13 protein-coding genes are annotated in these 13,957 nt (G+C 56.6%); 10 read left to right on the top strand and 3 right to left on the bottom strand.

What is annotated here, in order from left to right; translation table 11 throughout:
- Positions 1-82: 82 nt before the first annotated feature.
- Positions 83-1,291, bottom strand: coding sequence for an NADH:flavin oxidoreductase/NADH oxidase (locus EII30_RS05400; protein ID WP_124886305.1), 1,209 nt, complete (start codon positions 1,289-1,291; stop codon positions 83-85).
- A gap of 123 nt (positions 1,292-1,414) precedes the next feature.
- Here EII30_RS05400 and EII30_RS05395 point away from each other — a divergent pair, with 123 nt between their 5' ends.
- The gene (locus tag EII30_RS05395; protein ID WP_199731579.1) at positions 1,415-2,896 is read left to right on the top strand and encodes an N-6 DNA methylase; all 1,482 of its coding nucleotides are present in this window, start codon (positions 1,415-1,417) and stop codon (positions 2,894-2,896) included.
- Positions 2,893-3,852 (top strand): BsuBI/PstI family type II restriction endonuclease, encoded by a 960-nt coding sequence (locus EII30_RS05390; protein WP_199731578.1) that lies wholly within the window; start codon positions 2,893-2,895, stop codon positions 3,850-3,852. Before EII30_RS05395 ends, EII30_RS05390 begins: the two co-directional genes overlap by 4 nt.
- Before the next feature lie 55 nt (positions 3,853-3,907).
- Here EII30_RS05390 and EII30_RS05385 read toward each other — a convergent pair whose 3' ends face one another.
- Positions 3,908-4,429, bottom strand: coding sequence for an Lrp/AsnC family transcriptional regulator (locus EII30_RS05385; protein ID WP_158608668.1), 522 nt, complete (start codon positions 4,427-4,429; stop codon positions 3,908-3,910).
- Between the two features lie 326 nt (positions 4,430-4,755).
- Between EII30_RS05385 and EII30_RS05380 the strand changes: the two genes are divergently transcribed.
- The 8 genes from EII30_RS05380 (at position 4,756) to EII30_RS05345 (ending at position 11,803) form a co-directional block, all read left to right on the top strand.
- On the top strand, positions 4,756-6,333 hold the full coding sequence (locus EII30_RS05380; RefSeq protein WP_124886303.1) for an ABC transporter substrate-binding protein: 1,578 nt from the start codon (positions 4,756-4,758) through the stop codon (positions 6,331-6,333).
- The gene (locus EII30_RS05375) at positions 6,317-7,408 is read left to right on the top strand and encodes an ABC transporter permease (protein ID WP_199731577.1); all 1,092 of its coding nucleotides are present in this window, start codon (positions 6,317-6,319) and stop codon (positions 7,406-7,408) included. The genes EII30_RS05380 and EII30_RS05375 overlap by 17 nt, the downstream gene beginning before the upstream one ends.
- Positions 7,405-8,286 (top strand): ABC transporter permease, encoded by an 882-nt coding sequence (locus EII30_RS05370; RefSeq protein ID WP_124886302.1) that lies wholly within the window; start codon positions 7,405-7,407, stop codon positions 8,284-8,286. The genes EII30_RS05375 and EII30_RS05370 overlap by 4 nt, the downstream gene beginning before the upstream one ends.
- Positions 8,286-9,215, top strand: a complete 930-nt coding sequence (locus tag EII30_RS05365) for an ABC transporter ATP-binding protein (RefSeq protein WP_124886301.1) — start codon at positions 8,286-8,288, stop codon at positions 9,213-9,215. Before EII30_RS05370 ends, EII30_RS05365 begins: the two co-directional genes overlap by 1 nt.
- On the top strand, positions 9,215-10,024 hold the full coding sequence (locus EII30_RS05360; RefSeq protein ID WP_124886300.1) for an ABC transporter ATP-binding protein: 810 nt from the start codon (positions 9,215-9,217) through the stop codon (positions 10,022-10,024). The genes EII30_RS05365 and EII30_RS05360 overlap by 1 nt, the downstream gene beginning before the upstream one ends.
- Positions 10,025-10,351 carry a hypothetical protein gene (locus EII30_RS05355; RefSeq protein WP_124886299.1) on the top strand — a complete coding sequence of 109 codons (327 nt, stop codon included), beginning with the start codon at positions 10,025-10,027 and terminating at the stop codon, positions 10,349-10,351.
- A gap of 150 nt (positions 10,352-10,501) precedes the next feature.
- Positions 10,502-10,816: a hypothetical protein gene (locus EII30_RS05350; RefSeq protein ID WP_124886298.1), complete on the top strand. Its 315-nt coding sequence runs from the start codon at positions 10,502-10,504 to the stop codon at positions 10,814-10,816.
- Between the two features lie 48 nt (positions 10,817-10,864).
- Entirely contained in the window at positions 10,865-11,803 is a 939-nt protein-coding gene (locus EII30_RS05345; protein WP_124886297.1) for a hypothetical protein, read from the top strand.
- Between the two features lie 69 nt (positions 11,804-11,872).
- Here EII30_RS05345 and EII30_RS05340 read toward each other — a convergent pair whose 3' ends face one another.
- On the bottom strand, positions 11,873-13,840 hold the full coding sequence (locus EII30_RS05340; RefSeq protein WP_124886296.1) for an FAD/NAD(P)-binding domain-containing protein: 1,968 nt from the start codon (positions 13,838-13,840) through the stop codon (positions 11,873-11,875).
- Between the last annotated feature and the right edge of the window lie 117 nt (positions 13,841-13,957).

The raw sequence follows: 13,957 nt of genomic DNA, 5'->3' as shown, positions 1-13,957 counted from the left end.
TGTATGTATGTTTGACTGCTTAATGTGCATGTTGGTATGTAAGTTGTGTATTTTGACGTGTAAGTTGTGTATGTTCGCGGGCTTAGCGCGGCCGCCCGATCCCTTGCTGATACTGCACAATGTTGCGGGCTGGCTCGCCGAGCTCCGCTGCGATCCGGTTCGGCCACCAGGCATCACGCAGCAGTTGGCGACCAATAAAGACCGCATCGAGGGTTGAATCGTCGTTGGCGGATCCGCGCCCCACGAAGTCAGTGGCACCCTCGCCTGCGTGAGCGAGCAGCCGTGTGGCAGTCTCGGTTGTGTCGATTCTGCCGACGCTGCTGACGAGCAGACTGTCGGGCGTTGCCGCGCGTAGTTTCAGGCCGAGCGAGGTTTGGTAGTCTTCGTCGGACGGGATGGGGATGATTTCGAGCCCGCCGCTTGACACGTCGACGAGGTCGACGCCGAGCTTGTGTGCGGCGGTGACGAACTCGATGGTTTGCGGCAAATCCCACGCTGGCCGGTCGTTTACCCAGTCGGTTGCGGAAACCCGGAGCAGCAGCGGCATGCCCTCGGGCATCACCTGGCGCACCGCCTCAACAACCGCGAGCGGGAAGCGCATCCGGTTCTCGAGCGAGCCGCCGAACTCGTCATCACGGTGGTTGCTGAGCGGTGAGAGGAACTGGTGCAGCAGGTATCCGTGCGCGCCGTGCAGCTCAAGCACCTCGTAGCCCGCGGCGATCGCATACTCTGCTGACTTCACAAAATCGGCGATCGCGTCGTTAATCGCTGCTTTATCTAGCGCCTGTGGGGTGGGGAAGTTCGCGAAGGGAACCGGGCTCGGCGCAACGGTTTGCCAGCCAAGCTCGCTTAGCGGATCCCCGCTGCCCGGCCGCAGCGGCTTTCCACCGTGCAATGGGGGTGCGGTGCTGGCCTTGCGGCCAGCGTGTGAGAGTTGGATCGCAGGAACCCCGTCTGCTGCTTTGATCGCCTCGGTGAGACGGCGATGCGCAGGGATTTGTTCTTCACTCCAGAGCCCCAAATCGAACGGGGTGATCCTGCCAGCGGGGGTTATCGCGGTCGCCTCAACCATCACCATTCCGGCACCGCCAGCAGCGTGGCTCCAATAGTGGGCGATGTGGAAATCGTTTGGGGTGTTTGGTGCATCAGCAGCGTGTTGAGTAACCTGGGGGATAGCCTCCGTGGGTTGCTCTGGGTTTGCTGGATTCGCCGAGTACATGCACATCGGAGCCATCCAAATCCTGTTCGGAAGCAAAACATCACGCAGCTGCAACGGAGTGAAAATGCTCATGGTTTAAGGATAGTCTGTTGAGGCCTTTTTTACACAGCTTCTTAGTCGATTAACCGCGGTGAAACTGGCAGTGTTAGGGCTGTGTTTTTTACCTTCTTGCCTGACTAGGTGGGGTACGATTGAATGGCTATGAAAGTCAGTCTTTTAGATGCCGCTGAAAGGTTGAGGCAAGAGGCGTTAACGGTTCTTGACCCCAAAACCCAGTCTGACCTGGGGCAATTCTTCACGCCCGCTAGTGCAGCATCTCTGATTGCTTCGATGGTGGTTTTGCCTGACTCAGGGCACATCAAGATCCTTGATCCCGGCGCAGGAACAGGAGTGCTCACAGCAGCACTTGCTGCCCGAATTATTAATGACTACCCTGACTTGGCAGCCGACTTTGTTGCCGTTGAGCGGGATGATGACGTAGTTCCTTTTCTATCTGAAACACTCCGTCACATTGAGGATTCCTCGAATGGCAGAATACGCACGCAGTTGGTCTCTGCTGATTTCATTCTTGAAACGGTTGGGCTGATGCCTAAGCTGAATCTGGATTCCTCTTTTGATGTCGTAATACAGAATCCACCGTACGGAAAGCTCCCTGTAAACAGTGCCCACAGAAAAGCAATGCGTATTTTTGGGGTAGACGCTCCTAACCTGTATGCAGCATTTCTGACGCTATCACTGGCCTCTCTTAAAACTGGTGGCCAGCTAGTGGCTATTACCCCAAGGTCATTCTTCAACGGACCGTATTTTGTTGATTTTCGTAGACACTTTTTGAAGCATCTCGGATTATCGAGAATTCACGTTTTTGATTCAAGGTCAACGGTGTTTTCTGATACAGGAGTTCTACAAGAAAATATTATTTTTTCCGGCATAAAAAACCAGACTCGAGATTCTGTAACCCTGTCAGTCAGTGAAAGCCAAATTGACGTTCCGCGTGAGAGAGTGGTACCTTTTAGCGAGGTCGTTCATCCAGGAGACCCGCACCAGTTTATTCGTCTGGCAACTAACGGGGAAGACACCAAGGTTGCTGAGATAATGCTTTCGCAGCCATGCACGCTGAACGATCTTGGCATTGAGGTTTCAACCGGAAAAGTAGTGGATTTCCGTCTGCGTGAATCTACATTTCACCGTCCCGTCGAGGGCGGGAAACCGCTTATATACCCATCCAATATGAAGAGCAGTGGTGTTGTTTGGCCAGTTGTATCCAAAAAGCCACAGTGGTTCTTGCCAGCCGATGCCAAGGCTGAAACCTTGCTTATGCCCTCTGGCTGGTACACACTTGTTAAAAGGTTTAGCTCCAAAGAAGAAAAGCGTCGGATAGTTGCCTCTATCTGGAACCCAACCGAAAACCCTGATCCGGTAGCTTTTGAAAACCACTTGAACGTTTTTCATCAGAAAGGTCAGCCGCTAGATGAGTTGCTGGCTAAGGGTTTGGGCGTTTGGCTTAATTCGGAAGTTGTGGACAAATTCTTTAGAACCTTCTCCGGGCATACCCAAGTGAACGCAACTGATATCAGAAACATGCGGTTTCCCGACCTGGAAACTTTGAGGTCGCTCGGAGCACAGTCTCTGACGCGGGCAGAAGAACCCAGCGTAAAACTGATGGAGTTGATCGCGTGAAAACAAATAATCCTGATTTAGCACATGAACAGGTTGAAAATGCTCGCTATGTTCTTGAGATGCTGGGAATGGATCAAGAAAGGTGCAATGAGAGATCAGCGCTTGTTTTGCTTGCGCTGCTGAATTTGAGCCCCGGCGCTTCATGGGAGCTGTCATCAAACCAGCTGGTTGGAACTCGTGCAATTATGGATTTCATCCGTGATGAATACGGAAAAGACTATAAGCCTAATACGCGAGAAATAATTAGAAGATACACGCTGCATCAATTTGTAGAGGCTCACTTAGTTTTGCAGAATGCGGATGATCCATCACGCCCTACCAATTCACCTAAAACAAACTATAAGATCGCTGACAAAGCGTTGAGCCTGCTTAGAAGTTATGGCAGGGAAGAATGGGAAGCCGGACTCCCTATTTACACTAGAGAGCTTCCGGGATTGAAAACAATTTTTGCCGCCGAAAGGCAAATGGATCGAATCCCGCTGGTACTGCCAGGTGGAAAGAATTTGACGCTGTCTCCGGGTGGCCAAAATGTGCTTTTGAAAGAGATGGTCGATAATTTCTGCCCGCGTTTCACACCTGGGGGACAGGTGCTCTATATTGGCGATGCTGACAGCAAGTGGGCGTTGTTTGAAGAAGAAGCGTTATCGAAGCTTGGAGTAGTCGTTGATCAGCACGGCAAGATGCCTGACTTAATTGTCTACATGCCCGATAAAAACTGGCTTGTTCTACTCGAAGCAGCTAGCTCGCATGGCCCTGTGGACTCAAAACGTCAGCTTGAATTAGCAAGACTTTTTGAGAACTCTTCAGCCGGATTAGTGTATGTCTCTTGCTTCCCGGACAGAAGAACTTTTAGAAAGTACGTTGATGAAATCGCTTGGGAGTCTGAGGTTTGGTGTGCGGACCACCCAACCCACATGATCCACTACAACGGAGAGAGATTCCTCGGGCCATATTAATACGGCGGTCTTTCGAGGATTAATCAAGCTGTTCGCTGATTTGGTGTAATCCGACCTACCGCGTCCGCCTAAACCGCATCATCCCGGTGGTGTTGGTTTGCAGCTGCGCAGCAGCGGCGTTCTTGATGCTGCCTTCAATGTCGACGCGGGACCAGCCCTCGTCGAGCAGGAACACAGTCTCGGTTTCGCGGATCACACTCCAGCGGGGGATTGTTTCCGTGGTGAGCTTGTGGATTCCGGCGATGTTGGCGGTGCGAACGAGCAGCATACAGTCGTACTGACCGCTAGTCACGGCGTAATACTCCAGCTCTGGTAGCTCATAGATCCGTTCACGGAACTCGTCCCACCGGGTTTGATCCAGTGAAATAAAAATCAGTGCTGCAACGCCGACACCTGCTGCACCGAAGTTAATGTCAACGGTTGAGCCCATCAGTACACCAGCGGTTCTTAGTGCCTCAAATCGCTGATAGGCGTTGGACCTGGAAATGTTGAGGCGCTTTGCAAGCGCGGCTATTGAGAGCCGAGCGTCCTGGCGCAGCAGGTCAAGCATTTTAATGTGGGTGTCATCCAGTTCCACTGTGGTTATCTCCTTCGACTTACGGCAATCAATCCAGACCCGGCAATCAGTCCAGCAAGCCGGCATCTAAACCAATAATAATGGAACTTTCTGCCGGTTTTAGCCCATATTGCAAACAAACAGTTCCAAATTACGACTTTTCTTTGACAGCTTTGCCGAAGAATTGCTAATTTTAGAACAATCCGTAGAACAACTACGGGGAGTGTAATGAGGCGCTAAACAGCGGCTCTCCGCTCAACCAGACGGAGCAGGCAGCGTGTCAGGTGTTTCATCACTTTAACCACGGGTGCCCGCAGCCGCAGGTGCCCCGCTGATGGGAGAAATCAATGAGGTTTTCGTTAAAACGCTCACTTGCAACACTCGGGCTGCTGCTGGCGGGTAGTCTCGCGCTCAGCGCCTGCGCCGGCACCGCGAACAACGGCGGTGGTGGATCCGCCTCAGGTAAATCACTCGTGGTCGACACCTCATTCGACCTGAAAACCGCTGACCCCAACCGCTCATACGAGCCAACCGGGCAGATCCTGGTGAAGGCGCTCTACCAAACCCTGCTCACCTTCGAGGGATCCGACGTGACGAAGCCGGTTGACGGCCTCGCTAGCTATGAGATGAACGAAGACAACACCGTGCTAACCCTGACAATGAAAGACGGCAACGTATTCTCTGACGGCAGCCCGGTGACGGTTGATGACGCAGTGTTCTCGCTGCAGCGACTGCAGGGGATCAAGGGCAACCCGTCATTCTTGCTTGATGGCGTGACTGTAGAGAAGGTTGACGACAAAACGCTCACGCTGACAAGTGAGACGCCGAAACCAGAGCTGCCGTACATTTTGCCAAACGGGGCGCTCAGCGTCGTTAACATGAAAGTGGTCACTGAGGCAGGCGGCACAACAGACGAGTCAGACGCGGCAGAGAAGTTCCTCAACGGTGAATCAGCCGGATCCGGCCCGTATCTGCTGGAATCATTCGACGCCACTAAACAGGTTGTGCTCACCGCCAATCCAAAATACAGCGGTGATAAACCAGCATACGAGCGGATCGTGCTGCGCAACGTCGAAGGACCAACCCAGAAACTAAACATTGAGAAGGGTGAATCCCAGGTGGCACTCGACCTGAACCCCGATCAGGTTGCGGAACTCGCTAACGCCAACGTTAACATCACAAGTGAAGCTTCACAGTACATGATCTTCCTGTTCCTCAACCAGAACAGTGAAATCAACCAGTGGACAAGCAACCCTGACTTCCTTAAGGCCGTGAAGCTCGGCATCGACTACGACAAGATCGTTGCGCTCGCGGGAGAGGGAGCAGCTCGCCCAGGAGGGCCGATCCCGTCCATCTTCCTCGGCGCGCTCGACGCCTCTGACGGCAACAAGCGAGACCTTGACGGCGCCAAAGCAGCGCTAGCTAAATCCGGCTACAAGGGTGAACCTGTTACCCTCAACTTCCCGAACGATGTCACCGTGCAGGGTCTATCATTCACCAGCATCGCAGAGAGTGCGCAGGCACAGCTGAAAGAGGTTGGCATCGAGATTAAACTCGCGCCAGCACCGGTTGCAACCGAGCTTGACGCATACCGCGGCGGCACCGAAACAATCGGCCTGTGGTACTGGGGACCAGACTTCCCTCACCCATCAAACTACCTGGTGTTCTCTCCAGGGCAGCTAGTGGGCTTGCGCGCAGGCTGGGCTGAGACAGCCGACGTTAAGGCTGTTGAGCTCGCAACCGCAGCGCAAAGCGCAAGCGACGACGGTCGTGAGGCAGCGTTCCAGGAATGGCAGCGCTACCAGAGCGAGTCAGGACCGTTCATTCCACTGTTGCAGCCAGCGCAGAGCGTTGTCTCAAGCAAGTCAATCAAGAACGTGGTAACCAACCCGGTTTGGAACATTGACCTTGCGCTCATCAACTGACACAGTTGCGCTTGAAACCCTAGAGCGCACACCAGAAAAACAGCGACGCGGTATTCCACCGCTGCTGCGATACATCGGTGTGCGCTTGGGGCTTTCAATTCTGCTGGTGTTCGGGGTTACCCTCGTCACATTCTCGCTCACCAACCTGGTGCCTGCCGATCCGGTGCAGGCAGCTCTGGGTGAGCAGGCGGCAGCGGATCCCGAAATCGTTGCCAAATTCAGAGCGGATCGCGGCCTCGACCAGCCGCTACCGGTGCAGTACGCAACCTACCTCGGCAACCTGGTCCAGGGCAATCTGGGGGAGTCAAACCAGACTCGACAGCCGGTTGCTGAGGAGCTTGCCGAAGCATTCCCCGCAACCATTGAGCTCGCGCTCGCAGCGATCGTTTTCTCGGCTCTTGTCGGGGTTGGTTTGGGCCTCTGGGCGGCGCTGCGCAGGCGGCGCTTGGCGGACCAGATTATCCGCGTGGTCAGCCTGATCGGGCTATCCTGGCCAACGTTCTGGCTCGCGCTGGTTGTCTACTACGTGTTCTTCTTCCTGCTCGGGATTTTCCCCGGATCCGGTCGGCTTGATCCGGTGCTAATCCCACCGCCGCACATAACCGGCCTCTACACGGTTGATGCGCTGCTCACCGGTCAGTTTGATGTGTTCTGGGACGCTATCTACCACCTGGTGCTGCCCGCATCGGTTTTGGCGCTCTACACGATCGGACTGCTCACCCGGTTTGCTCGCTCCGCGGTGCTTGAGGTGCTCGACCTTGATTTTGTGCGTGCAGCAAAAGCAAAAGGTCTGCCGAAACGCACCGTCACCTTCGGGTATGTGCTGCGTGCGGCAACGGTACCGATTATCACGGTTCTGGGTCTCGCGTTCGGCTCACTTCTCTCCGGCACAGTGCTGGTTGAGAAGGTGTACAACTGGAACGGGATCGGGCAGTACTCATTCGCCGCCGCAACCAAGCTGGATCTGCCAGCGATTATGGGTGTGGGTTTGATCGTGGGCATTGTCTACATCGGACTCAACTTCCTCGTTGACGTGCTCTACGGAGTTATCGACCCCCGAGTGAGGGTATCATGACTGATGTTTTAACACAGCAAACCAAACGCCGCCGCAGGCTCGGCCTCCCCGCGAGCTTCCGCACACCACTGGCAATCACGGGCGCTGTTATTGTGCTTTTCTGGGTGGTGCTGATCCTGTTCGCACCGTTCATTGCCCCGGCGGATCCGCTCGCCCAAGCCTATGACAGGCTGCAGCCACCGAGCGCCGAGCACCTGTTCGGCACCGACCAGGTTGGGCGTGACGTGCTCAGTCGTGTTATTCACGGTAGCCGTATCTCACTGCCGCTCGCGCTCGGGCTTGTTCTCGCGGCAATGTGCATCGGCGGGCTGCTTGGCGCTATCGCGGGTTATTTTGGGCGCGTTGTCGACGAGGTGATTATGCGTGTTGCGGATCTCGTTTTCGCCTTCCCAACCATCATCCTCGCCATGGTTATCACCGCGGCGCTCGGTCCAAGCCTCACGAACGCTGTTATCGCCATGCTGATCGTCAGCTGGCCAGCCTACGCCAGGGTGACCCGCTCGCTCGTGGTTGCGGCACGAGGTCAAGAGTATGTGATCGCTGGCAGGCTGCTCGGCGCCAGCGCCTTCACTTCGCTGCGTCGAGATGTGCTGCCGAACGTGCTGGCTCCGGTGTTTGTGCTCGCGATGCTCGATGTCGGCACCGCGATTCTGCTGCTTGCCGGTCTCAGCTTCCTCGGGCTTGGCGCGGTTCCACCCGCACCAGACTGGGGCGCCATGGTCTCTGCCGGGCTTGAAAACTTCTCTGCCTGGTGGATCGCGGCATTCCCCGGCCTAGCGATCTTCACCGTGGTGATGGCGTTCAACTTCATCGGCGACTCACTGCGTGACTCGCTGGATCCACGCACCCAAGATGCAGTACAGGGGAGGGCTGTTTAATGCGCAATCAGAACACTGCCCAGCATGATCCACAGCAGCGGGCACAGCATCAAGATGTTGCTGAAACCAACCTGAAACAGGGGTTGCAGATCAGTGACCTGCGGCTCAGCATTCGCGGCAAGGAGGTTATTAAGGGCATCGACCTGACGCTCACACCCGGCCAGATCACCGGGCTAGCGGGTGAATCCGGTTCCGGTAAATCGCTCACCGGGCTGACCATCTGCGGGGTTTTGCCAGAGGGATCCAAGGCGACGGGTGAGGTGCTGTTTCAGGGGCAAAACCTGCTGCACAATTCGGAGAAAGCGCAGAACAGGCTGCGTGGTAGCAAGATCGCGATGGTGTTTCAGGATCCAACCGCGAGCCTGCACCCGATGCTGAGTATTGGGAGGCAACTCACCGACCACCTGCGGGTGCACACCGGGATCAGTAAAGCCGCAGCGCGACAGAAAGCAATTGAGACGCTGCGGCTGGTACAGGTGCCTGACCCAGAGATCGCGCTCAAGAAGTACCCTCACCAGTTCTCGGGTGGGCAGCTGCAGCGGATCGCCATTGCGATCGCGATTATCTGCGATCCCGAGATTCTGATCGCGGACGAACCAACCACCGCTCTGGACGTCACCGTGCAGGCTGGAGTGCTGCAGCTTTTGCGCAGCCTCTGTGATGAACTTGATCTCGCGGTGCTGCTCATCACCCACGATCTCGGCGTTATGAGCTCCCTTGCCACACGTATCTCGGTTATGCGTGAGGGCGTTATCGTCGAGGAGGGTGAACGTTTTGAGGTGCTGCGTCGGCCACAGCACGCTTACACAAGAGCGCTCGTGCAGGCTTTGCCAAACCATGAGCCGTTTTTGCCGGGCGCTGTTGAATCATCGAGCACCGAAGTGATAACGGTGCAGGAGCTGACAGATAAGAGGGACGGTGAGCTGTAATGGCACAGCAACTACTGCAAATAAAAGAGACGAGTGTGCGCTATAAGCTCCCGAGCGGCGGCAGTTTTGAGGCTGTTAAAGGCGTTAACCTCGCTGTTGAACCGGCTAGCGTGGTTGGACTCGTTGGTGAATCTGGCTGCGGTAAATCAACCCTCGCTAAAGCGGTTTGTGGGCTAGTGCCTGTTTCGGGCGGTGAGATTCTGTTTAAGGGCAACCCCGTCGCGCCGCTTGGCATGCGACGGCGCCCGCGTGAACTAATGCGTATCCAGATGGTTTTCCAAAACCCGTACGCCTCACTCAACCCTCGCCGCACCATCGGCAGTCAAATTGCTGACGGGCTGCGCGCAAACCCGGTGAAAGACAGCTGGAGTGTCGCGGATCTGCTGCAACAGGTCGAATTACCCACCGAGACTCAAAGCCGTTACCCTCACCAGTTCTCGGGTGGGCAGCGGCAGCGGATCGCGATTGCCCGCGCCATTGCTGCCGGACCCGAGCTGCTAATCGGTGATGAGCCAATTGCTTCCCTCGACGCTAGTTTGCAGGCGAAGGTTGCGACACTGATGCGTAAACTCGCGTTAGAGTCCGGTGCGGCGCTACTGTTTATTAGTCACGACCTGGCTGTTGTGCGGATTATCGCGGACCAGATAGCGGTTATGCAGCGGGGGAGTCTGGTTGAGCAGGGTTCCGCGGCACAGGTGTGGGAGGATCCGCAGCGAGAATACACTAAGCGGCTTTTGGCGGCGATTCCAGCCGTTGACGGGATGGGGAGACTGCCCGGCGTTAACACTGTAACTGAGGGGAAGATTTAGGTGATATATCGGTCAATTCTGGTGATTAAAACGAATCCGGAGCAGGCGGAGAAGCTGCTGCAGCTGTATCGTGATGAGGAGATTCTGCGCGAGTCGCTGCGTCTGACCAGGCAGGTCAGCAGCGATATTGCGGTTGCGGCTGACGGCAGCGGTGAGATTCTGGTGACCGCAAACTGGCCAGATGAGAAAGGCTATCTTGAGTGGTTGGAGCATCCACAGCGGGATCGACTGGCGCCTGAGTTTGACGCGATCCTCGGTGGGGTCGCCGTTGGTGTGGGTAAACAGTATATTGTCGATCACCAGGTGCAGCGCGACGGGAGTGCCTAGTTCGGATTGTAAAAGCACCTGTGGAAACACTTGACAATCGGTTATCTGGGGGGCAATATAGCTTTAGACAGATAACTCTGGCGAAAAGATAATCAGGTGCTTGTGCGGATCCCGCAATCCTGCAAGACCGACAAACCGGCTAACAGAGGTGTGGCGTATGATCTCGGAATACTTTTCGCTGTTGCGGCAGCGGTGTTCTGGTCTGTTGCCTCGCTCGTGTTCATCTATCGGGCAGTTGCTATCGGCCCGGCCATCGCGGTGCTGCCATACGCGCTGATCGCCTCGGTTATGGTTGGCGCCTGTTTCATCCTCTCGAAAGAGGCAAGTCAGGCGGACCCGTACTGGACGGTGACGATCCTGTTGGCGCTGATTTTTTGGAAAGAAAAACCGAGCATAACCCAGACCGTCGGGCTGGTTGTGACGCTCGCGGCGGTAGCTTTCCTGTCACTCAACTACAGCGGCTAGCCCGCCTGTTTTCAGTCTTTGATCGGTTTGTTTTGCTATAGTCTGGTCATGGAGGAGAACGTAGTTTTTGATCTTGACCGCTTCCTCTTGGAGGACGCGATTCCAGCTGAGCTTCGCGAGGGGCTGAGCCTGCAGGGTGAGGCGAGCGCCGACCATCTAAAAGCCTGGCTGATCTATCAAACACTCCCGCCCGGGCAGCGACTGCCCATTGAGGCGGGCTACCTCAGTCAGAGTTTCTTCCGACATCTCTGGGACGGCCTCGGCGGTTTTGAGCTCCGGCCGCACCCCCTACGTGGCAGCGGCGATCCACAAAAATATTTGCAGGGTGATTGGATCTGCTCGATCCCCACGATCCTCAGCACCGGGCTGCTGTACACGGTTGCGGCGTCGCCCGTGCTGCGCAGCTGTTTCCGGGACGGCAGAATCGGCGGCATCGCAAGCTACGCACCCGTGCTTTTGCAGGACATGGCATCGCCCGAACCGAAACTGCACGAGTTTTGGGGCGACCCGGCGCTGCACGAGTTTATTCGCTCGGCGTGCACGCTGGGCAACCTGATTGTTGTGCCAGACGGTTTTAACGCGGCCAGGATCCCTAAAACCCGCGATTATTGGGATCTCGCCCTCGAAAAATACTATGCCGCGGGGGAGCCGCTCAGCTATCGCGGCAGGGATGTTGCGACACCGTTTAGGCAGCTGATCGATGCGAGCCTGCAGGCGAAAGACGCGCTCGCGCTGAAACCCTGGATCGGCAAAGACGGCACGCTGAAAGAGCCGCTGTTAAAACCCGAGACAGCTGAGACAGGCGAGACAACCGAGACAACCGAGAGGTGGCAGGGGCGAATCAGAGACCTCACCGAGTGGCAGCAGGTACTCAATGAGATGACGAAACGCACCAGAAAACGCGGCAAGAAGCTTCGGAAACGGCTCGAAAAGCGCGCCAAGAACGAGGCTAAGAAACGCGCGAAGAGCGGCAAAAAGAAGCGCTAGCCGCGGCTTAAGCGCTAGCCGCCGCCGAACGGATTGACCTGGCCTGCGGGGCGGTGGTGTCCCTAACCGCTACCCGACCCTGGCCTGGCGCAGCACGCTTGCAGCAACCCGGTCGGTTTCCTGCAAAAGCTGCGCGTCAGAGCCCGGAATCGGGGAGATAGTGGTGTCTGGCAGCTGCGCATAGAGCGGAATACCGACCATGTGCAGGCGCGGATCCGCACCCCCTGCCTTATTTAGCAGCCTGCCGGTCTCAGCTTCAACCTCGGGCGACCCGGTTTCAACGCGCGAGCCAATCTCGCTGGTTTCGCTCCACGGTCGCACCCGGTCCCCGAGTGAAATCGCGAGCGGATCGCCGGGCCTTCGCACATCGGGGCTGTGCATCCAAGCATCAACAAGCACCTCGGCGCCCACCTCGTCGCTGAGCGACTGTGAGCTGGTAATATAGCCAGCGGGTGTCGCAGTAATCTCAGGTTTCGCGCCGATGAAGCTGACAATTCCCGCCTCGGCGAGCGCGAGCAGCTGCTGTGATCGAAACAGTGGCGGGCCGGATCCAACCATCTGCCCAAACGCCATAAACTCCGACAGTTCACCGCTGCGCGACTCCCAAGTGTACTTACCCTTTGCGCCTAAAATCGCGGTTCGTGCGCGCGCCGAACTCAGCGCCCAGAGAGCCTGTTTGACCGGGCTTTTAATCGCCCTAATCGCCTCGTCGATGTCGTTTGCGAGCTCACCTTGCAGGTGCTGCTGTAGCTCAGCAAAACTGAGTTTTATGCCTGCGAGCGGATCCAGCCAGTAGCTGAGATAAAAAGCCTCACCGTCGCTCGTCACAAAGCGCGCGAGCGTTTCCTCAAACGCGGTTAAATCCAACGGGTTTAGCGTGTCAATCTCGGCGACAATCTCAGACAGATCGGCGTTTAACGCGGCGGGGTTTTCCGCAGCCAGGGCTGTGTAGTACGCCTCAAAAGCATCTTGGATCAGCGCGGGATAAACCTCGCTCGTAAAGTCGATGCGCTCGGCGTCCCGCAGCTCGGCGACACGCTCTCTAAACCGCCGCTGCACCGCCTTCGGGGGCAGGCTCTGGTAGTCGCTCTTCGGGAGGAACGGGTAGCCGCGGCCCGAGCCAACAAACAGGCGCGGTTCCTCGCCGCTCGGGATGTAGCGCAGTCTGGCCGGGGTTGGGCGCACCCAGGCGCCGTTGTCTCCCGGCTCGCTGGCATTCACCGCGTTAGCTCCGCCAGCCTCGCCGGTCTCACCAGCGTTATCGACGGGCACGAAACGACCGCCGCGCCCGATTGTCAGCAGCGCCATCACATCAAAGAAGCCCATCCCCAGACCGCGCACAAGCACACTCTGACCGGGCTTAATACCGCTGAGGTCCTGTTCGACCGGGTTGTCCGGGCCAACCCACTTAAGCCCTGTTTTCGCGAGCGATGTCTCCGCGGCGGTTGCGGCGGGTTTCTGCCAGCCGATCGCGAGCACGGTCGCGTCAGCCCTCACGGTCTTGCCGTTTGCGAGGGTTATCTCATCGTGGCCTCTACCCGGGTGGATCCGCACCGCCCTGCTGTTGTTCTCTACCAGCTCGATGTGCTCGGGGAGCCAGCCCTTCACCACGCGGTAAACCCAGCTCAGGTAGTGGCCGTAGAGCGGGCGTGACGGGTTAGACCACGGTTCGGAGACCCGTATCTCGGTCAGGAACTCGGCGGGGATAGTTGGCGGGTGTTCGTCGAGCACAGCCTGTTTAGCGGGATTCTCGATCCGCTCACCGCGGAGGCTCCTCAGCCACTCGAACATGGTCGGTCCCTCAACAACCGGCGCCTTCACGGAGGAGCCCGGTTCGGTGAACAGTGTCACCGCGCCGGCGAGCGTGTTCATGCACAGCTGCGAGGTTGCGGCGGTGTTCCAGATCCGTCCGGCACCGATTTCTGAGTCGTCGATAATGTGGATCCGCAAGGGTTTTTCTGGTGAAATTGCCGCGATCCGCTCGATAATTGAGATTCCTCGAGGACCGGCTCCAACAACTGCGATAGCAGAACTCAACTGTTGCTCCCGTGGGGTTAAGGGTGGTTTAATCTCTTCAGCTTCTAAATATAACAAATTATTACATTAGCTAATAAGTCGTATCATATTTTGTGATAGATTCGAATACATTGTCGT

It is taken from the genome of Leucobacter sp. OH1287 (assembly GCF_003859945.1).
Lineage (GTDB): Bacteria > Actinomycetota > Actinomycetes > Actinomycetales > Microbacteriaceae > Canibacter.
This window is presented reverse-complemented; position numbering and strand designations above follow the sequence as displayed.